This is a genomic window from Natrinema salinisoli, assembly GCF_020405205.1.
In the GTDB taxonomy this organism is placed as follows: domain Archaea; phylum Halobacteriota; class Halobacteria; order Halobacteriales; family Natrialbaceae; genus Natrinema; species Natrinema salinisoli.
Genome location: NZ_CP084470.1, coordinates 319,114 through 338,394, shown reverse-complemented (window position 1 = coordinate 338,394; position 19,281 = coordinate 319,114). Strand labels below are relative to the sequence as shown.

16 protein-coding genes and 1 pseudogene are annotated in these 19,281 nt (G+C 62.4%); 9 read left to right on the top strand and 8 right to left on the bottom strand.

Annotated elements, in window-relative coordinates:
- Positions 1-9 precede the first annotated feature (9 nt).
- The 8 genes from LDB05_RS22470 to LDB05_RS22435 all read left to right on the top strand — a co-directional run bounded on the left by LDB05_RS22470 (position 10) and on the right by LDB05_RS22435 (position 9,779).
- Complete coding sequence (locus LDB05_RS22470; protein ID WP_226008078.1) at positions 10-1,446, top strand: SLC13 family permease; 1,437 nt, start codon at positions 10-12, stop codon at positions 1,444-1,446.
- A gap of 101 nt (positions 1,447-1,547) precedes the next feature.
- Positions 1,548-2,198 carry a helix-turn-helix domain-containing protein gene (locus LDB05_RS22465; RefSeq protein WP_226008077.1) on the top strand — a complete coding sequence of 217 codons (651 nt, stop codon included), beginning with the start codon at positions 1,548-1,550 and terminating at the stop codon, positions 2,196-2,198.
- 125 nt (positions 2,199-2,323) lie between these two features.
- Positions 2,324-4,234 carry an ABC transporter substrate-binding protein gene (locus LDB05_RS22460; RefSeq protein ID WP_226008076.1) on the top strand — a complete coding sequence of 637 codons (1,911 nt, stop codon included), beginning with the start codon at positions 2,324-2,326 and terminating at the stop codon, positions 4,232-4,234.
- A 14-nt stretch (positions 4,235-4,248) separates the two neighbouring features.
- On the top strand, positions 4,249-4,422 hold the full coding sequence (locus LDB05_RS22455; protein ID WP_226008075.1) for a hypothetical protein: 174 nt from the start codon (positions 4,249-4,251) through the stop codon (positions 4,420-4,422).
- Entirely contained in the window at positions 4,419-5,414 is a 996-nt protein-coding gene (locus LDB05_RS22450) for an ABC transporter permease (protein ID WP_226008074.1), read from the top strand. Before LDB05_RS22455 ends, LDB05_RS22450 begins: the two co-directional genes overlap by 4 nt.
- Positions 5,411-6,331 (top strand): ABC transporter permease, encoded by a 921-nt coding sequence (locus tag LDB05_RS22445; protein WP_226008073.1) that lies wholly within the window; start codon positions 5,411-5,413, stop codon positions 6,329-6,331. The genes LDB05_RS22450 and LDB05_RS22445 overlap by 4 nt, the downstream gene beginning before the upstream one ends.
- A complete protein-coding gene (locus LDB05_RS22440) occupies positions 6,328-8,421 on the top strand; it encodes a dipeptide ABC transporter ATP-binding protein (protein WP_226008072.1) in 2,094 nt (697 codons plus the stop codon). Before LDB05_RS22445 ends, LDB05_RS22440 begins: the two co-directional genes overlap by 4 nt.
- Positions 8,422-8,426: 5 nt before the next feature.
- Complete coding sequence (locus LDB05_RS22435; RefSeq protein WP_226008071.1) at positions 8,427-9,779, top strand: hemolysin family protein; 1,353 nt, start codon at positions 8,427-8,429, stop codon at positions 9,777-9,779.
- 15 nt (positions 9,780-9,794) lie between these two features.
- Here LDB05_RS22435 and LDB05_RS22430 read toward each other — a convergent pair whose 3' ends face one another.
- The 6 genes from LDB05_RS22430 to LDB05_RS22410 all read right to left on the bottom strand — a co-directional run bounded on the left by LDB05_RS22430 (position 9,795) and on the right by LDB05_RS22410 (position 16,175).
- Complete coding sequence (locus LDB05_RS22430) at positions 9,795-10,247, bottom strand: universal stress protein (RefSeq protein WP_226008070.1); 453 nt, start codon at positions 10,245-10,247, stop codon at positions 9,795-9,797.
- A gap of 389 nt (positions 10,248-10,636) precedes the next feature.
- Positions 10,637-11,455 (bottom strand): sulfite exporter TauE/SafE family protein, encoded by an 819-nt coding sequence (locus tag LDB05_RS22425; RefSeq protein ID WP_226008069.1) that lies wholly within the window; start codon positions 11,453-11,455, stop codon positions 10,637-10,639.
- 219 nt (positions 11,456-11,674) lie between these two features.
- Complete coding sequence (locus LDB05_RS22420; protein ID WP_226008068.1) at positions 11,675-13,660, bottom strand: primary-amine oxidase; 1,986 nt, start codon at positions 13,658-13,660, stop codon at positions 11,675-11,677.
- Positions 13,661-13,800: 140 nt separating this feature from the next.
- Positions 13,801-14,256 carry an Lrp/AsnC family transcriptional regulator gene (locus LDB05_RS22415; RefSeq protein WP_226008067.1) on the bottom strand — a complete coding sequence of 152 codons (456 nt, stop codon included), beginning with the start codon at positions 14,254-14,256 and terminating at the stop codon, positions 13,801-13,803.
- Positions 14,257-14,314: 58 nt separating this feature from the next.
- Positions 14,315-14,662, bottom strand: coding sequence for a nitrogen regulatory protein GlnK1 (glnK1, locus tag LDB05_RS23535; RefSeq protein WP_343232929.1), 348 nt, complete (start codon positions 14,660-14,662; stop codon positions 14,315-14,317).
- Entirely contained in the window at positions 14,655-16,175 is a 1,521-nt protein-coding gene (locus LDB05_RS22410; RefSeq protein ID WP_343232928.1) for an ammonium transporter, read from the bottom strand. Before LDB05_RS22410 ends, glnK1 begins: the two co-directional genes overlap by 8 nt.
- A 275-nt stretch (positions 16,176-16,450) precedes the next feature.
- Here LDB05_RS22410 and LDB05_RS22405 point away from each other — a divergent pair, with 275 nt between their 5' ends.
- A complete protein-coding gene (locus LDB05_RS22405) occupies positions 16,451-17,269 on the top strand; it encodes a TrmB family transcriptional regulator (RefSeq protein ID WP_226008066.1) in 819 nt (272 codons plus the stop codon).
- A gap of 8 nt (positions 17,270-17,277) precedes the next feature.
- On the opposite strand, the pseudogene LDB05_RS22400 reads toward LDB05_RS22405, so the two are convergent.
- Positions 17,278-17,549: pseudogene (locus LDB05_RS22400) on the bottom strand (biosurfactant protein 1); the annotation flags it as partial.
- Between the two features lie 537 nt (positions 17,550-18,086).
- On the bottom strand, positions 18,087-19,106 hold the full coding sequence (locus LDB05_RS22395) for an NADP-dependent oxidoreductase (protein ID WP_226008065.1): 1,020 nt from the start codon (positions 19,104-19,106) through the stop codon (positions 18,087-18,089).
- Between the last annotated feature and the right edge of the window lie 175 nt (positions 19,107-19,281).

Below are 19,281 nucleotides of genomic sequence, written 5' to 3'. Positions count from 1 at the left end.
GTGACCGTAATGGGAGATCGGTTCGACGTGCGGGGCATGTCGAAGACGGAGCTGTTCTCGTGGCAATCTTTGGGATTGCTCACTGCCGCTATCGTACTCGCGCTCGGTGTGACGAGTTCCCCACCGGCGGCCCTGACTCTCGAGGGACAACGGACGCTGGCGGTGTTCCTCTCTGCGCTCGTGCTGTGGTTGACCCGACCTGTGCCGTACGTCGTCTCGAGTATTCTCAGCGTCACGTTGTTGTTCGCACTGGGAGCCATCGATTCGTTCGGTGCGGCGACGACAGGGTTCACGTCGACGCTCGTGTTCTTTCTGCTCCTGTTGCTGTTGTTGGGCGACGCCACGACGAGTGTCGGTCTTGACCGCCAGCTAGCGAGACGATTACTGTCTGCGAATAGTACGCCGCGCCGTGCGTTACACTCCGTCGCCGGGAGTGTCCTCGCACTGGCGTTCGTGATGCCCTCCGCGATGGCCCGCGCGGTAACGTTCATCCCCATCGTGAAGCGGCTCGCCGGCGGGCTCGGATCTGACACCGACGGCGGGTTCGAGAGCGCGGCGTTTCTCGTTCTCGGTCACGTCAACCCGATCGCGTCGATGGCGTTGATGACCGGCGGGGGAATGGCGCTGGTCACCTCCGAAATCGTCGCGACTTCGGTGCGGCCGATAACGTGGGTCGACTGGGCCGTACTGATGCTTCCGCCGACGATTCTCCTCTATACGCTGGCGGTGCTCTGCGCTGGCCTGTTCGCGTTGGTCGACGAAGACGTGACGATACAGACGGACGATACCGCGCGACTGGAAACGGACGGGGACGGAACGGCACGATTGACTCGGGACCAACGCCTCGTCGGAACGGTTCTTCTCGGGGCTATCGTGAGCTGGATCGTCGGCTCGTTCGTCGGGTTCCCGACCGTGTTGCCGGCCGTCGCCGCGGTTGTCGTACTCTCGATTCCATCCGTGGGGGTCATCACAGCCGAGGACATCTCGGAGGTGAGCTGGGGGATCGTCTTCCTTATCGGTGCAATGTTATCGATTCTGGACGCGATGGAAGCGACGGGCGCGATTACGGCGGTGGTCGACGGCCTCACGGGATGGGTCCCGTTCGCAGCGCTCGCTCAGTGGCAGATCGTCGCGGTACTGATACTCATCGCGATCGGTATTCGAATCTTGTTCTCGACCGCCTCGGCAGCGATCGTGGTCGTACTCCCCATCGTCCTCGAGTTCGCGAGCGTCTTCGGAATCAATCAACTATTCCTCGCGCTCACCGTGTTGCTCGTCGTCGGCTCGACGACGGTTCTTCCCTTCAATACGACGGCGGTACTGGTGTCGATGGACCGAGGGCCGCTGTCGCATCGCGACGTCGCCTCGTTCGGTCTCGTGACGATGGCACTATCCGTCGCCGTCGCCACTGTTTCGTGGCTCGTCTACTGGCCGCTTGTGGTTTGACTCGGGTAAGCGTGAGCTATATATGATCGGATCGGACTCTTCTCTGTACGGAGGATTTCCCTATTCTACGCGTCGAGTTTACGACTGTGCCGACGGGCGTGATGGCGAAACTCCAGGAGACGTTAGACGACGTCCGGAGTATCGAACTCGACAATGCGTTCTACGTCGAAGACGGCACGTGGATCGAATCGCTGACCGTCGCGTCGAACACCGAATTCGATCCCGAAACGGTCCTCGAAGAGATCTCAGGTGTCTCGCTGTTTTACAGTAGCAAGATCCCGACCGCCTCGGAGGAGCTCGAGATCCGTCGACTCACGATTTTGGCGAACGAGTCGTACCCGTTCATCCTGAGTCTGATTCTCCGCCAGGAAGCGATTCCGAACCGAATCGTCCTCCAGAACGACGTCTTCGAAATCGTGGCGACCACGCGGGACTGGGATCAGTTCCGATCGATGGCCGACGAGGTGCAGGAGACCCTCGGCGAGTTCGAACTGCTGTCTGTCACCCAGAACGAGGAGCCCGGCGAGCCGCTAGATAGCGGACGATTAACGGAGGTGCTCGTCTCGAAACTCACCAGCGACCAGCTCGAAGTTCTCGAGACGGCGTACAATCACGGCTACTTCGACGTTCCCCGGGAAACGTCGGAGACGGACCTCGCGGACGAACTCGGTATTACCCAGTCGACGATCAACGAGCGACTCCGGACCGCCGAGCGAACGTTGCTCGAACTCATTTACGGCCCCCGCGAATGAGACCGGTCTGAATCCGCCCCCGATCGCGAACCGCCCTCTGTATTCTCTCCCCGACTTAAAGAATGATAGCTATCGGTCGCTATCGGGAGTAAAACGATTCTAGTTAGCCCGTAACGTGGGAGTGGATGTCGCAAAGAGAAAACCATGACAATTCGGTCACCGGGGCACGTGATCGGATCACGCGACGCGGCTATATCGCCACGGCCGCCGCGGCGCTCGGAACGAGCGCGCTCGCGGGCTGTAGCAGTAGCCGTGGCGAGAGCCTCGAGCCGGACGTGCCCGAGGGCGTCCCGGAGACCGTCGAGACGCAGTACTGGCGCGAGTGGGAGACCGTCGACGCCGAGTCGCCGCCGCTGGATTACAGCGCCAGGGCGGGTTCCGTCCTCGACTCGTTACCCGTCGAATTCTCGAGCGAGGACGATCCGTGGATGCGCGAGCACGCGTTGATGGTCCAGCGCGGGCTCGACGACCTCGGAATCGCCGTGACGCTCAATGACCGGCCGTTGAATCAGCTGTACGCGCAGAGTTGGACGGCGAACGGGCTCGAAGCAGTCATTTCGATGAGCACGCACGGGCCCGATCCGCAGCGGGGACTCGATCCGAACCCGCTGTTGATGCGTCGGACGGAGGGCTCGCTCTCGAATTACGATAATTACTACCATCCCGAGCTACAGGAAGTCCTCACCGAGCAGGCCCAGACGACCGAGCGGGCCCGACGAGAGGAGCTCGTCGATCGGGCACAGGAGATCTTCGCCGAAGACGTCGGGGCACTCATCACGCTGTTTCCGAACATCATCACGGCCGTGAACACGGAGCGGTGGACCGGGTACGTCGAGACGCCGGGGAACGGCCCGACGATGGACTCGTTCGTCTGGACCGAGGTCAACCTCCAGCCCGAGACGGACAACCGGACCTACGTCAAGGGGGTTTCGACGTCGATGAACTCGCTGAACCTTCCGTGGGCCGCCGGCGGGGCCGAGGCGAAACGCTTGACGTTCATCTACGACGGCCTGTTCGACGCTACACCCGACCTCGAGGTGGTCCCCGCGCTGGCGACGGGCGGCGGGTTCGTCGACGACACTACCGTCGAGCTCACCCTGCGCGAGGGCGTCGAGTGGCACGACGGGGAGGCGTTCACCGCCGAGGACGTGAAGTTCACCGTCGAACTGTACGAGGAGTACGCCTCCACGAGTCAGGTACCGTTCTACGACCCGATCGAGACGGTCGAGGTACTCGGGGATCACGAGGTTCGGTTCAACCTGACGAACCCCGACGCGTCGTTCATGACCCAGCGGGTCGTCCGGAGCGTCATTCTCCCGAAACACCGGTGGGAGGACGTCGGCAATCCGTCACAGCACAACCCAGACGCCCCCGTCGGAACCGGCCCCTTCCAGTTCGAGGACTGGGAGCAGGGGACCCGATTCGAGGCCTCGCGCAACGACGGTCACTGGATGTTCGACGACGACTGGCGGGCCGACGCCCTCGGCGACCAGGCCGAGCGCGGGCCCGGCGTCGACAGCGTCATCTGGATCAACGTGAGCAACGTCGACGCGCTGATCGGCTCGCTCCAGAGCGGTTCGATCGACGCTATCGGAACGAATCTCTCGGACCTCCAGGCGGGCCGCGCGGCCAACACCGACGGTATCGAGAAAATGTCGGCGGGGAGCTACGCCCCCCTGGACGCGAAGCTCATGTTCTCCTGTCCGCTGATTCGGGACAAGGAGTTTCGCGTCGCGCTGGCGAAAGCGGTCGACTCCCAGGGGTTCGTCGAGGACTTCCTGCAGGGTCAGGCGACGGTGCCAGCTGGCGAGAACCCGATCTCGTCGCTCACGCCGTGGCACAACGCCGAGACGACCGACTACGAGCACGACGTCGACGACGCACGCACCGTCCTCGAGCGGGCGGGCTACACCTGGGACGGCGACGACAACCTGCGATTCCCCAACGGGGAGGCGTGGGGGGCGTTCGTCGAGCGGATCCAGCCCGAGAACACGAACAAGCGCCGTGCGGATCTCGACCAGCCCGATTTCTCATGAGGAGACGAAACCCAATGCATCCGATCATCGACCGATACTCTCCGGAGCGGACCCGATCCGAAACGAACCGGCACCCTGACCGCGCCACTGCTCGAGTGGAGCGCGCCGCAGTCGGCCGCCGTGCGACCGTCGGCGCGGCGACGCAGTCAGCGACCCACACCGCAGTCATTCGGGGGGACGACCGATGACGAAGTTCCAGCGGTTCCTGCTCAAGCGGCTCGCGATCTCCGTCCTGCTGACGCTGATCGCGGTCTCGGTCATCTTCGTCGTTCTGCGGCTCCTGCCGGGGAGCCCCTTCGAGGCGCTCGTGACTTCGGGGAACCTCAATCAGGCGCAGATCGACGAGATCCGAGCGATGTACGGGCTCGACGAGCCGATGTGGAAACAGTATATCAACTACCTCGGGAGTCTGCTGACCTTCCAGTTCGGCTATTCCATCCTGCGGAGTCAGCCGGTCTGGGACGTCCTCGAGCCGCGGCTGATCAACTCGCTGATCTTGCTCGTTCCGGCCCTCGTGACGACGGCCGTTCTGAGTTCGGTGGTAGGTATGTACGCCGGCTGGAATCGCGGGAGCCGCCTCGAGAAGTTCAGTATCGTTTCGACGACGCTGCTGCGATCGACGCCGGTCTTCATCACGGCGATCTTCTTCATCATCGTCTTCGCATACAATCTGGAGATCGTCCCCGCGCTCGGGATGCGATCGATCCGGGCGACGCCGGACGGCTACCTCGAGACGTTCGTCTCGCTGGACTTCCTCCATCACTACATGCTGCCCTTCACCGTCGCCGTCCTCTACTACAGCGGTGATTTCCTGTTGCTCGCCCGCAACGGCGTCGTCGAGAAGCGGGGATCGGAGTTCCTGAAGCTCCACCGAGCGAAGGGACTCTCGGAGATGGAACAGCTGGCCCGCGCGGGCCGGAACTCGATGCTGCCCATTCTGACGTACTTCACCCTCCGGCTGGGTATGATCTTTCAGGGACTGATCCTGCTCGAGGTGGTCTTCAGCTGGCCCGGTATCGGCCGCGAACTCGTCTTGGCCATCCAGCAGCAGGACTATCCGCTCGTGCAGGCCGCGGTCTTCATCATGGCGCTGGCAGTTATCATCGCGAACCTCGCTGCGGACGTCCTCTACGCGTACTTCGATCCGACGGTCTCCACGAGCGGAGGTGGGTCCGCATGAGTACCGAAACGAAGCCGAAGGCCGAGCTGTACAGACGCGTCGACGCGCTGTGGACGCTCGTTCGCGACCAGTTCGCCTTCCTACGACGGGATCCGCTGGCGTTCGCGGGGATGCTCGTCGTCGCGGCGTTCGTCTTCCTCGGATTGTTCGGGCCGTTTCTGGCGCCCCACGACCCGATCGAACACACCGTTCGCGGCGACACCGGATCCGTGCTCAGACTCTCCGCCCCGAGTCTAGACGCGTTCTTCGGAACCACGGCGTTCGGGAAGGACGTCCTGAGCCAGTTCCTCGCCGGCGCGCGCCCGACGCTCATCGTCGGCCTGTTCGGCGGTCTGGGGACGGGTGCGCTCGGCTTCACTGTCGGCGTCGTCAGCGGCTACTACGGCGGCTGGGTCGACGAACTCCTGATGCGGCTGACCGATCTGACGTTCTCGCTGCCGTTCATGCCGATGGCGCTGTTGCTGTTGACGTTCGTGACGCCGAATATCTGGCTGATCACGGCGATCATCGCCGGCTTCCTCTGGAAGATGCCGGCGCGGGTCGTCCGCTCGGAGGTGCTGTCAGTCCGCGAGCGGACGTTCGTCAAGTCTGCTCGAGCCAGCGGCGCCAGCGATCTGCGGACGATGCTGTACCACGTCGCGCCGAACGTGTTGCCGATCGGGTTCCTCTACACCGCATACGGCGTCGCCTGGGCCATCGCCGCACAGGCGAGTCTCGCGTTCCTTGGCTTCGGCGATCCGACGATGACCAGCTGGGGTCGAATGCTCCGGCAGGTGTTCGCGTCGGGGAACATACGCGTCGCGTGGTGGTGGGTGCTCCCGCCCGCCATCGGTATCGCTGCGATAACCACATCGGTGTTCCTCATCGGACGGGCCTACGAGGAAGTCATTAATCCCGAAATTCAGACCGACCAATGACGCTACTCAACGTCGAAGACCTCAAAGTCACGTACGCGACCGACGACGAAACAATCCACGCCGTCAACGACGTCTCGTTCAGTATCGACGAGGGCGTCAACTACGGCCTCGCCGGCGAGTCTGGCTCCGGGAAATCCACCGTCGCGGAGGCGCTATTAGGACTGCTCCCGGGGAACGGAACCGTCGAGCGCGGGACGATCGAGTTCGACGGGACGGACCTCATGTCTCTCTCGGACGCCGAGCGCCGTGACATCCTCTGGGAAGACATCGCTTACATCCCCCAGAGCGCGATGGACTCGCTCGATCCCGTGATGTCGACCGGCGATCAGATCGCACAGGCGATCCACACCCACCGCAACGTCACGGACGCCAAGGCGCGCGATCGCGTCAGGGAACTGTTCGAGATCGTCGGCCTCGATCCGGACCGGATCGACGAGTATCCCCACGAGTTCTCCGGCGGGATGCGTCAGCGGGTCACCATCGCGATGGCGCTCGCGCTCGAGCCGGACCTCATCATCGCCGACGAGCCGACGACCGGGCTGGACGTCATCGTTCAGGACAAGATCATCGACAAGATCCTCGAGATCCAGGAGCGGATGGACAGCTCCCTGCTGTTGATCACCCACGAGATCGGCGTCATCGCGGAGACCTGCGACGAATTGTCGATCCTCTACGGCGGAAAGGTGATGGAACAGGGAAGTGTCGACAACGTGCTGGTCAATCCCACGAACCCCTATACGATGGGGTTGAAGAACTCCTTCCCGGAGATCGACGAGAGCGACGACCCCGTCGCCATTCCCGGCTCCCCGCCGAACCTGAGCCGCGAGCCGACTGCCTGCGTCTTCGAGGATCGGTGTCCGTTCGCCACGGACGAGTGCGGCGAGTCCCACCCTGAGCTGGTCGATCTCCCCAACCGAAACCACCGATCGGCCTGCCACCGCGTCAAAGAGGCGGCCCAGCTGCGACGTGACGCCGACGATCCGGAGACGTGGAACATCCCCGACGACGGGGACGCCGACTCAGACCGCGGCGAGGTCATCCTCGAAACGGACGACCTCGAGAAACACTACGAGCAGAGTCAGAACCTCCTGAGCAAGTTCCGCGGCGATGATCCCGATTACGTGAAGGCCGTCGACGGCGTTTCGCTGTCGGTCCGCCGATCCGAAGTACTGGGCATCGCCGGGGAGAGCGGCTGCGGGAAGTCGACGCTCGGAGAAACGATGGCCTTACTCGAGGATCCGACGGGAGGCGAGTTGACGTTCGACGGGGAGTCCTACGAGCACTATCAGGACGGCAATCTGCAGGAATTCCGGCGGAAGGTCCAGATCATCTTCCAGGATCCCTTCGACTCGCTGAATCCCCGCCAGACCGTCCGCAAGATCGTCGGCGAACCGCTGACGATCCACGGCTATCGCACCGACGAGACGGAGCAGGCGATCGTCGAGACGCTCGAGAAGGTGGGGCTGACCCCCGCCGAAGAATTCCTGGACAGCTACCCGCACGAGCTCTCCGGCGGGCAGCGACAGCGCGTCGCGGTCGCCAAGGCGCTGGTGTTGGATCCCGATTTCCTGATCTGTGACGAACCTGCGTCGATGCTGGACGTGTCGCTAAAAGTTAATCTGCTGAACCTGCTGCGAGGACTGGCCGACACCGAGGATATCGGGATCGTCTACATCTCCCACGACCTCGCGAGCCTGACGCAGGTCTCGGACCGGCTGGCGATCATGTATCTCGGCCGGATCATCGAGGAAGGCGACGTCGATCGCGTCGCGAACCGGCCCAACCATCCCTACACCTCGTCGCTGCTCTCGGCCGCGCCGGAGAAGGATCCGACCGCCGATCGAGCCCGCGTCCTCCTCGAGGGGGAGCCACCGGACCCGGTCGATCTCCCTTCGGGCTGTGCGTTCGCTCCGCGCTGTCCGAAGGCCCAGGAATCGTGCTGGGAGAGTGAACCGGCGATCACCGAGACGGGAGACGAGACACATCGGGCAGCGTGTTACTTCCCGGACAACGACGGGGAGCCGACCGCGTCGGCGGTCGACGATCCGGAGGTCCCGGGATCCTCGAATGCCGATTCGATAGGTGACTGAGTTCCATGCCCGGCCTCACGGCGATCGCAATGCTGGAATCCGTCGTCGGTCTCGACCTCCCGACGAGTCTCGTGGCTGCCGTCGGTGTCGGAACACTGCTCGTGTTGCTCGTCCTGTCGGGGTTCTTTTCCTCGGCGGAGATCGCGATGTTCTCGCTGGCCCAGCACCGCATCGAGGCGCTCGTCACTGATGGCACGCCCGGTGCCGAGACCGTGCATGCCTTGAAGGACGACCCCCACCGGCTGCTGGTGACGATCCTCGTCGGTAACAACCTCGTCAACATCGCGATGTCGTCGATCGCGACGGGACTGCTCGCGATGTACGTCGGGCAGGGCGAGGCGGTGCTCGCCGCTACGTTCGGGGTGACGGCCGTCGTCCTGCTGTTCGGCGAGAGTGCTCCGAAGTCCTACGCGATCGAAAATACGGAGTCGTGGGCCCTCTCGGTCGCCCGACCATTGCGGCTCTCGCAGCATGCGTTGTACCCGCTGGTGGTCACGTTCGATAGGCTGACTCGCGTCATCAACGGGCTGACCGGCGGGACCGCCGTCGAATCGTCGTACGTCACCCGCGAGGAGATTCGAGAGCTGATTCGCACCGGCGAGAGCGAGGGGATCATCGAGACCGACGAGCGCGAAATGCTCCAGCGCGTGTTACGGTTCAACGATACGATCGCGAAAGAGGTGATGACGCCGCGGTTAGACGTCACCGCCATCTGTCGAACTGCGACGGTCGACGACGCCGTCGCTAAATGCATCGAGAGCGGTCACACTCGATTGCCGGTCTACGAGGGCGGTCTCGACACCGTCGTCGGCGTCGTCGCGCTCGGCGATCTCGTCCGCGACTACCAGGCCGGAGATCCGGGCGATAACGGCTCGCTCGAGAGTCATATCGAAGAGACCCTGCAGATCCCCGAGAGCAAGCACGTCGACGAACTGTTCCGCGAAATGCGCCGGGAGCGCGTCGAACAGGTCGTCGTAATCGACGAGTTCGGGACGACGGAGGGCATCGTCACGACCGAAGACATCGTCGAATCGGTCGTCGGCGAGATACTCGATACGCAGGAAGCGGACCCGATCGAGACCGTCGACGATCGAACGGTCCGGGTCGGCGGCGAGGTAAACGTCGAGGACGTCAACGACGTGATCGCCATCGAGTTTCCGGAAGGCGAGGAGTTCGAGACGATCGCCGGCTTCGTGTTCAATCGCGCCGGGCGCTTAGTCGAACCCGGCGAGACGTTCGTGTACGAGGGCGTCGAACTGATCGTCGAACGCGTCGACGATGCGCGAATCAAACGCGTCCGCATCAGCGAACCCGCCTCCTCGAACGGTGACGATTCAAGCGTTGCTACCGAGGGGTAGGGACATCGTTTCGTACTACGTTTCGTCTGATATCACCGTCACGACCGGTCGATCGGCCTCGAGTAGGACGGACTGGGTCGTACTGCCGAACAAGGCCTTTCCCGCTGGTGATCGCTTTCGGCCGCCGATGACGATGTATTCGGCACCGATATCGGCGGCGACGTTCAGAATCGCCGGAACGGGCTCGCCGACGCGCCCGAGGGTCGAGATCCCCTCGTGGGAGGCGTCCTCGAGCGTCTCGATGACGACCGCCTTTGCGGCGTTCGCCGCTGCATCTTCGCGCTGGGACTTGCTATAACTCCGTCCGTCCGAGACGCGCTCGACGGTCTCCTTGCGCGACTCGAACTCCTCTCGCGAGACGATGTGGAGGACGGACAGTTCCGTTCCGTAGGCCGAAGCCAGATCCTGTCCGGTTTCGACGACGGCACTGTGTTCATTCGTCGCATCTATTGCTGCTAGTATGGACATATAGGGTCTATATCTGGCATTTAATGTAAATATGTGGGATTATTTCTACAGATACAGGATGGTGTATACAATGGACGAAAGAATAATTATGATTGGGGAGGAGCGTCGTTCAGAGACAGTATGAAAATCGAACGGCCGGAATTCTAGACGATGAAACCTCACTTATGACGCCGGACTCAATTCCCGGAAAGCGTCGTTACATCCCCCTCGTGCTGTGCAGCGCCAGCTTTTGCGAGGTGACGGCGTGACGACACAGTTGGATGCCGAATATCAGAAACTGACACCCAATAAAACCCCAAACCAGGCTGAAATCTATACGACGAATCTCCTAACACAGCTCGATGTTGAGCCCGGCCGACGACACAGTACCGGCATAAACCACCCTCCCCTCAACGACCCAGGCACATCAGTGCCGACGGAGTAGGGCGGGGTAATTTACTAGGTAAATAATGTGGCAACTGCGGGTGAGGGAGATGGACGCCGAGCGCCATTACACCATGTGCGAATAGCACGTAGCCGAGAACAACGAACGCAACGCCGAGGACGCGGTGCAGTCGGGTCGTTCGAATCGGAGCGAGCGAGCCGAGCGCCGTTCCGTAGAGAAAGACCGCCGGGACAGTCCCGAGACCGAACGCGGCGAGCGAAGCAACGCCGACTGTGGGAGAGCCGATGGCAAAGACGTAGACGAACGCGGCGTATAGCATCGGACACGGAACGAGGCCATGAACCAGTCCCAACCCAACGATACTTGGTCCGTCGGCGACACGAGCGAGTCGGCTCGAGGCGCCGCTCATGAGCCGATCGATCGAGAGCCCCGGAATCGGAAGCCTGTGAAGGATGCTTCCATGTCGGCCGACGACAGCACCGATCCCGTGGCAGATGATGAGTACGCCGAGGACGACGCCGACTGATCCGCGGATCACATTCGTGACTGCGAGCAGTGTCTCCATCGTCACATAGAGGATGCTACCCAGCGCTCCGAACAGCCCGCCGAGTGCCGCGTAACTCGTCGTTCGGCCGAGGTTGAACAACCCGTGCTGGTACATCGCCTGTGTCGAGAGTCGGCCGGTCGAGGGATCTCGTGTCCACGCGTCGTCGTACATTGATACGACCGGGCCACACATCCCGATACAGTGGGCGCCACCGAAAGCGCCGATCACGAAGAACAGCGCGAGGTCAACGCGCGCCAGTACCGCCAGTTCGATCATCGCAACACCTCCGATCGGGCGGACGAAAACTGGATGAAAGCGGTATCATATCATATTACTAACCGAGAGCGAGGGTCAAGGAACCTAGTTACCACTCGACAGTTGTCGCCGAGAGAGGTGTCGAGATTCCCATATCACGGTTGCTTGACGGACGTAAAAACGAACGCGAAAACGGCTTCCGGGAACCGGTCGATCTCGACGTCGATACTCCCGTCGCGCTCAGTCGTCGGCCGATGAGCAGCCGTCACCGGACGAACAGTCGTCGCCAGTGCTGGTGATGTCGTACTCGGTGTGACACGGTTCGGGCGGCAGGGAGATCGAGGGGTTGCTGTCGAGGAAGCCCTCCGGCTTGAGGTGGAAGCTCGCGATCTCGACCGGCAGGATGGGCCAGTCCTCCGCTCGAGGTACGTGATTGACCCCTTGCGTGTACCAGACCACGAGGTCCTCGTCGACGAGCGATCGATCCTCCTCAGTCCACTCGGGCAGTCCGGTCGTGTCGTCGTTGAGGTTCGGATAGTCGCCCGCGGCGAACCGCTCGTCGTCGTCGTACGGCGTCACCCAGAAGTGGTTCTGGATGAACCCGGAGCGGCGCATGTAGCTCGAGGTCGGCTTCATCGGCGCTGAGACGTTGGTGTGGGGCTCGAGCTTGTAGCCGCAGCTGCGTCCGTAGGAGTTTTCGGTCTCGCTGCTGGCAATCCGCCAGTACCGCCCCCGGTTCGGATCGATGTCCTGGCGGGCATCGTTTTCGCGCTCGAGTAGGGTCTCCTTCGCCCGGAAGGCGTTCTTCCGGCCGCGCTCGCTACCCGTCGGTTCGTTGTGCACCTCGTAAGCCCGCATCGGGCTATCGTCGATGTCGAAGTCCAGCCGGAAGTTGAAGAAGTGCTGGTGGATGGGCGCTTTCACCTGCGGCGCGACGAGCGCGTACTGGCCGTAGGTGTCCTCGGCGGTCTCGTCGGCCGGCACGACGCCGTTGGAGTCAACGCCCGTTAGGCGGACCTCGGCCTCGATGCTGCCGTCAGGGTAGAAGTACCAGTAGAACCCGTAGTCGTAGTTGTACACCGTCGCGATGAAGGAGATGACGAGGCGACGGCGGCGGCGGACCTCGGTGTGGGGTTTGCGCTCCTCGGTGTGTTTCCAGAGGATGCCGTCGTCCTCCTCGTGCATACAGATCGCGCTCTCGAGGGTCTCGGCCTCGCCCTCGATGGTGTTCATCTCGACGTCGAAGTACTTCATGACGCCGAGGCAGTCACAGCCCTCCGTGAGCCGATTGGCCATCCGGCCAACGTGGTACTCGCCAATGTCGAAGGCGTTCTTCCAGGAGTGGTTCGGATCCGGATCACCGTAGGGAACGGCCATCTCGCAGGCGGATGCGCGGTGAAGGACCCGTCTAGATTCGTCGCCGTCGTCGAACGTGACGTCGTGGAAGACGAGTCCCTCGCGAGCGGTCCAGCCGACCTGTAGCTCCCAGTCGAGCCACTCGACTGTGTTTCCGTCGACCTCCCAGCTGGGACCGTCGGGCTGGACGACGTCTAAGTGTTCGTAGTCGTCTCTCGTCTCGACCCTGTCGGCCCGGTAGTCCGCGTCCTCAGGCGGCAGCGGACTGTCCTCGTCCGGAACGCCGTTATCCTCGATGTCCACGACCTCCATTTCGTCGAGATCGACGAACGCGAACAGGCCTTCGATCGGTCGTGCACGACCATTGTCGTTCTCGCTCGTCTTGATCCACGATAGCGCCCGACAGAGGCGTTTTCCCTCGTGTTCTTCCGGTTCGAACCCGCTGGCCGACCAGGGGTCGACCATGACGAGGTCGAAGTTCTCGACGCCGCGTTTCGCCGCCGCCTCTCGCCACTCGGGATCGTTCTTGACGACCTCTCGAGCCGCCTCGATCTCCTCGGGCATCACCGCGGGCTGGGCCTCGGGAAGGTGCTCGCACCTGTGGACGGTTCGATCGGTGAGAGAGACGTTTGCCTCGTACGTTTCGCCGTCGTCCCTCGCGACGATCGTCGCTTCTCGCTCGACCGGGTCGCCGGATTCGAACTCCTTGACAACGGCCTTGGATGGTTCTTCAAGCGTAACGTTGTGGTACTGTATCTCTTCGCCGAGATCCGTCTCCGCCTCGAAAATCTCGACGGCCGCTTCGATCTCGTCGGCGGTGAGCGGATCAAGCGGATGATCGACTGTCGTGGTTTCTCGTTGTTTACTCATGGTTTGATCTGGCCCGTTCACCGGACGTTCGTCGAGTGAGCGAGCCGACAATCCACTCTATAGTCGGTTTCGTATTGGATATTGTTTACAACCCAATCGTAGTAAGCGGCGAGATGAGACCGATAGCGCGGGACCGGCGGCTATTGCCTCAAACCGAAGCCGGCGAAAACGGAACGCACCGCGGCGGAATCGACGACCGGTCGCCACTCAGCGAGAACGGACCGCGACCGGTGGATCGATCGGCGCCCCTTCCTCGAGACCGTCTCCACGCGATCGACCGACACAGATCGAACGTCGGACGCCGTCAGCAGATCCTGGAGACAGGTCGCGAGCGCCAGTTCGTGCGGGAACTTGCCGACGGCGAAGACGTCCGGCGTCCCCGACACCTCGTAGACGGTAACGAAGGCCGGACGCGCTTGGAGTCGCTCGACGCGGCGATCAACGCCGATCATATCGACCGACAGCCGGATGACACCGGTGCGATAGCCGAGTCGGTCGTAATTGACGCGGACCGCCACGTCCTCGAGCGCGTCATCGGTCTCGAGCAGTCGCAATCGACTCCGGACGAGCTTCGTTGTCCCGTCACGGTTGGTCACGTCGCCGGTTCGTCGACAGGCGTCGACGAGCCGATCGTCGAATTAATCCATGACCGACTCAGACCGCGTCCGTTCCGCTCGCACCGGTGCGGATACGGTACGCGCTCTCGACCGGCATCACAAAGATTTTGCCGTCGCCCGCTTCGCCGGTCTTCGCGGCGTCGGCGATGGCGTCGACGACATCGTTCGCGGGAATATCCGCCACGACGCACTCGACTTTGACCTTCTGGTGGAGGTCGACCGTGTACTCCTCGCCGCGCCACTGGCTCTTCTTCACGGGTTGCGAGCCGCGACCCGAGACGTTCGTGACCGTCAGCGAGGGCGCACCGACCTCGGCGAGCGCCCGTTTGACCGCGCCCAGCCTGTCGGGTCGAATGTAGCCGACCACCAGTTCGATGTCAGTCATCGCCGCTCACCTCGCCGCCGTCGGTTCGCTCACCGCCGTCGGCGGCGGGCGTCCCGTCGGCTCCGTCCGGAACGCGAGCGGATGCGGTGGCGTCGTCGAGGAAGTTCTTTCCGAATTCGGGGTAGGTTTCGAGTCCGTGTTCCGACGCGTCCAGTCCCTCGATTTCCTCCTCGCGGGTCACTCGAGCCCAGCCGAGGGCCTTCAGTAGCCCGTAGATGAGGAGAGTGATTCCGGCCGCCCAGATCGCGAGGACGACGACGCCGGCGATTTGCGAGACGAGCTGTGAGACAGAGAACGCCGAGGTCGTGTCGACGAAGGGGTAGGCGAGGGCGCTGAGGACGCCGGCGGAGCCGTGAACCGGGAAGACCGCACAGACGTCGTCGATACCGACGCGCTCGAGCAGGTCGAACACCAGCGGGACCTGGATCCCAGCGATGAGGCCGACCACGAGCGTCCCGGTCCAGCTCGAGACCGCCGCGATGGAACAGACGCTGACGAGACCCGCGAGGAGCCCGTTGGCGGTCATGAGCGTGTCGACCTTGCCCCGGCGGGCGTAGCCGACGGCTGCGGCGCCGATGCTGCCGGCACCCATCACTAGGGCCGTGTTGAGCGCGACGCGGCCCGCGTAGGCGTAGTCGCCGAGCGCCAGTTCGCCGCCGTCGGAGACTTGAAAGACCTCGATCGCGGTCCCGACATTGAAACCGTACCATCCGAACGCGAGAATGAGCGTGCCGAGGATCGCGTATGGGAGGGAGTGGCCGGGAATGACGTTGGCGGCCCCGTTATCGTCGAACTTGTCGATCCGCGGCCCGATGACGTACGCGGCGGTGAGACCGCAGATGCCGCCGGTCATGTGGACGATCGCTGCGCCGGCGAAGTCCTGAAATCCGAGCTCCGCTAAGAAACCCCCGCCCCAGGTCAGCCCCGTCGCAACGGGGTAGATCAGCGCTCCGACGAACACCGTGAACACGAGGTAGCCGCCGAGTTGTGCCCGCTCGGCGACGGCACCCGAGACGATGGACGCGGCCACCATCGAGAACGCCGCGCCGAACAGCCAGTTCGTCCAGACTGTCGACCCGCCGTTGATGTAGCTGAACGCGCCGTCTATCCCCCCACCGGTAGTGAGCGCGGCGACGGCCACCGAAACGCCGGCACCGATGAAGAAGTAGGCGATGACGCCGACGCCCCACGTGAGCACGTTCTTCGTTAGTTGGTTGGCCACGTTCTTCGAGCGGACTTGTCCAGACTCGAGCATGCCGAAGCCCGCGTGCATGAAGAACACGAGGAAAGTCGCGACGAGGACCCACATGAGGTTGACACCCTCAGCGACGACCTCCGGATCGGCCTGTAGCGGAATCGCTACCATCGACTCACCCGGATCGAGCCGGTCGCCGGCTGCTGACTCGAGGACTGTCTGCTGATTGGCGGGGCCATGGGATCGCGCGAGGTCGGACGCGACGCCCGACGAGACAGATCGGTGAACGTTACGTGCTGCCACAGGAGCTGTGGACATATATCGTTTTCTCGCGGTATTATCTCAATCATAGTTTACTAATTACCGTTCTATTGGGTTGTCTCCCATCTTCACTCGACATTTATCGATGCATGTGTGTTATACACTGGTCACAACTGGCCAGTAGTAAGTGCGAGCAGAGACTATATTGAAATCAACAGTATTGTCGCTATATATTCGATGTTTGTATAATCTATGTCCATAATTATACAATTAGGCGGTATTATGAGTGGTATAGGAAAAATACTTCAACCACAGATGTGGGTCTATGGCGTATGGAAACCGACCCGTCGATGTACCTCAAGGAACTGGGGTTATCGGAATACGAGGCCCATGCGTACGCTTGTCTCCTACAGCAGGGTATCTCTACCGCTCAGGAGATCTCCGACGGTGCCGGTGTACCGCAACCGCGGGTGTACGACGCGCTCGATGACCTCTCACAGAAGGGGTTCGTCGACGTCCAACCGGGCCGGCCGAAAAAGTTCGGTCCCGTTGACCCCGAGACCGCGATCGAGCGCTTCTGTGAGTTCAAACAGCGCCAGTACGACGAGGAACTGTCTCGAATGCAACTCCTCGGAGAACGTCTCACGGAGGCGGTCGACGACAAGACGGCGCCGAGCGAGCGATCTGAGATCTGCTGGACGTACTCCGATCGCCACCGCATTCTCGAGAAACTCTCCGAACTCACGACCACAGCGACTGCGGAGATCAGGATGATAACGACACCGGTCAGTTTCGAGCGCATTCTCAACCACCACGTTGAGGAACTGACGCGGAAGGCGGAGGCGGGAGCGACGATCCAGGCGGTCGTATCGGAGGGCCAGACGATCGAACCCGCCGTCTACGATCGTGCCGGGGAAATAATGGACATCCGCCGCGTCGAGACCATCGAAGGGAGGATTTATCTCTACGATAACGCGCACGTACTGGTCGCGTTCGCCGCCACCAACTCCGACGGCTACGTCGGGATCTCGACTACGAGCAATACGCTCTACAGGACTCAATCGCAACTCTTCGACCTCCTCTGGGAGAACGGACGCAAAACGGTCCACCGTCCTATTGGGACCGTTCAAACGGGAGACGACGTTACGTAACGGAACTCGAGGAGCGTCGCGTCCGCCGTGTCGTCCGCACTGGCGGATTCGTTACCGAGGTGGTTGGCGAGACAGAACCGGTATTTCGTCTGGCCAGCCGGGATCGACGCGCCACAGGACTGGCACTCCGCGCCGGTGTCCGACGGTTCGTCGGGGTAGCCACCCGTGTTGTCGAGACGCGTTGCCGTTCGGGATCGGCATCACACCCTTGTTCATCCGGAATGTGGGACGCCTCACCGGTCGGCCGCAGTTCCTCGAAGTCGGCGTAGTGATTGCTCATCGATTGGCTCAGAATTTCAACCGGGATGGTATTTGAACCTCAGGTCTGTGCTCACACTCCCGTGAGATGCTTTCTCTAAAGACACATCTCGGGGAAGACAAACATTGTATCGAAGGATGAACGGACACCCCGAGACTACCAGACTGGGCCCTATTCAGTCGCAAGTTCGTTGTAGATTTCCTCGTGCTCGTCGAGGTCTTGTCGTCCGAGGAACCGGATAGGATACTGCCGCGCCTCTTCAGGGGACATCTCATCGGGAATCTCGGGCTAGTCACTTCCGGCGGCCATACTTACTTCTCACTATGGAATCCGTCAGAACCGCTCTCGACCCCGTCGGTCCTCCACGGGACGGTCACGTTCACCTATCCCCAGGGGCGGCGCATTCGCGATTATCTCGTAGAAGGGAGATCGGTAGCAGCTGTCAATTACGTTTTTGACGCCATTTGGCGGTGCTGAGCAGTAGCTTCCGTCATGATCGTACAGGAGGTGCTCGACTCGAGGCCCGTTCGTACTCGCTCGAGGGGGTCCCCAGCGGGCTCACTCCGCGTCGATCCGGACAAGTTGTTTCCCGATATTCGTCCCGTCGAACAGCCCCAGGAACGCATCGGCAGCGTTTTCGATGCCGTCGGTGACCGTCTCTCGATACTGGAGCCGGTCCTCCTCGACCCACCGCCGGAGCCGAGCATTGATGTGGTCGAACCGATCGGCGTGATCGCTGACGATAAACCCCTCAACGCGAGTGCGGGTCCGCTGGTGGAGGCGTCGCGGACCGCGTAGCCGGTCGTCGCCTTCTTCCGCGTTGTAGAGGGCGATCTTCCCGCAGACGGCCACTCGAGAGTGGTCGACAAGGTGGTCCATGACGGCGTCGGTCACCTCCCCACCGACGTTCTCGAAGTAGAGGTCGACGCCGCGCGAGCAGGCGTCGGCGACCGCCGCCGAGAGGTCGTCGGTCGTTCGGTAGTTGATCGCCGCGTCGAAGCCGAGGTCGTCGGTGAGCCAGTCGGCCTTCTCGTCCTGGCCCGTGATCCCGACCACGCGGCAGCCGGCAATCCGAGCGATCTGGCCGGCGACGGAGCCGACTGCGCCAGCTGCGGCGGAGACGACGACCGTATCGCCGGGTTCGACCTCGCCAATGTCGACGGTGCCGACGTAGGCGGTCCGGCCGGGCATCCCGAGGACGTGGAGCGCCGTCGGGACCGGCGCCGTTCCCGTGTCGACCGTCTCGAGGTCGGTGCCGTCGACGACCGCGTACTCGGCCCAGTACAGGTTGCCCAAGACGGTGTCGCCGGCCTCGAACGCGGCGTGGTTCGATTCGACGACCGTGCCGACGGCCCGTGCTCGCATTGGCTCGCCGACGGGCCACGGGTCGGCGTAGGATTGGCTGTCGCGCATCCGACCGCGCATGTACGGATCGACGGAGAGGTATTCGGTCCGGACGAGCACCTCCTTCGGTCCCGGCTCTGGGATCGGGTCGTCAGTCAGTTCAAAATTGTCGGCCGTCGGTTCGCCGGTCGGTCGTTCCGTGAGCCGCCACTGTCGATTGCGCGCTGCTCCCATGGCTCTCAGCCACTTCGGCGGCCTCGGTCATGACGGTATTGATAGGAGCAACTGGGTATGTCAGCTACCCACGACCAAAGTCGCGGGCTTGTCAGTGGACACCTAGTCCGTGGCAGTAAATTCTGCATCCCGAACAAGAACGGCTGGCAATCTAGTCCTTTCGACGGTGCTTGAG

Excerpts from the sequence above, each read along its gene's own strand:
- LDB05_RS22440 (WP_226008072.1), top strand. The coding sequence starts at position 6,328 with ATGACGCTACTCAACGTCGAAGACCTCAAAGTCACGTACGCGACCGAC.
- LDB05_RS22435 (WP_226008071.1), top strand. The coding sequence starts at position 8,427 with ATGCCCGGCCTCACGGCGATCGCAATGCTGGAATCCGTCGTCGGTCTC.
- LDB05_RS22395 (WP_226008065.1), bottom strand. The coding sequence starts at position 19,106 with ATGGGAGCAGCGCGCAATCGACAGTGGCGGCTCACGGAACGACCGACC.
- LDB05_RS22430 (WP_226008070.1), bottom strand. The coding sequence starts at position 10,247 with ATGTCCATACTAGCAGCAATAGATGCGACGAATGAACACAGTGCCGTC.
- LDB05_RS22445 (WP_226008073.1), top strand. The coding sequence starts at position 5,411 with ATGAGTACCGAAACGAAGCCGAAGGCCGAGCTGTACAGACGCGTCGAC.
- LDB05_RS22405 (WP_226008066.1), top strand. The coding sequence starts at position 16,451 with ATGGAAACCGACCCGTCGATGTACCTCAAGGAACTGGGGTTATCGGAA.
- LDB05_RS22425 (WP_226008069.1), bottom strand. The coding sequence starts at position 11,455 with ATGATCGAACTGGCGGTACTGGCGCGCGTTGACCTCGCGCTGTTCTTC.
- LDB05_RS22470 (WP_226008078.1), top strand. The coding sequence starts at position 10 with ATGGGAGATCGGTTCGACGTGCGGGGCATGTCGAAGACGGAGCTGTTC.
- LDB05_RS22420 (WP_226008068.1), bottom strand. The coding sequence starts at position 13,660 with ATGAGTAAACAACGAGAAACCACGACAGTCGATCATCCGCTTGATCCG.
- LDB05_RS22450 (WP_226008074.1), top strand. The coding sequence starts at position 4,419 with ATGACGAAGTTCCAGCGGTTCCTGCTCAAGCGGCTCGCGATCTCCGTC.
- LDB05_RS22465 (WP_226008077.1), top strand. The coding sequence starts at position 1,548 with ATGGCGAAACTCCAGGAGACGTTAGACGACGTCCGGAGTATCGAACTC.
- LDB05_RS22455 (WP_226008075.1), top strand. The coding sequence starts at position 4,249 with ATGCATCCGATCATCGACCGATACTCTCCGGAGCGGACCCGATCCGAA.
- LDB05_RS22460 (WP_226008076.1), top strand. The coding sequence starts at position 2,324 with ATGTCGCAAAGAGAAAACCATGACAATTCGGTCACCGGGGCACGTGAT.
- LDB05_RS22410 (WP_343232928.1), bottom strand. The coding sequence starts at position 16,175 with ATGTCCACAGCTCCTGTGGCAGCACGTAACGTTCACCGATCTGTCTCG.
- glnK1 (WP_343232929.1), bottom strand. The coding sequence starts at position 14,662 with ATGACTGACATCGAACTGGTGGTCGGCTACATTCGACCCGACAGGCTG.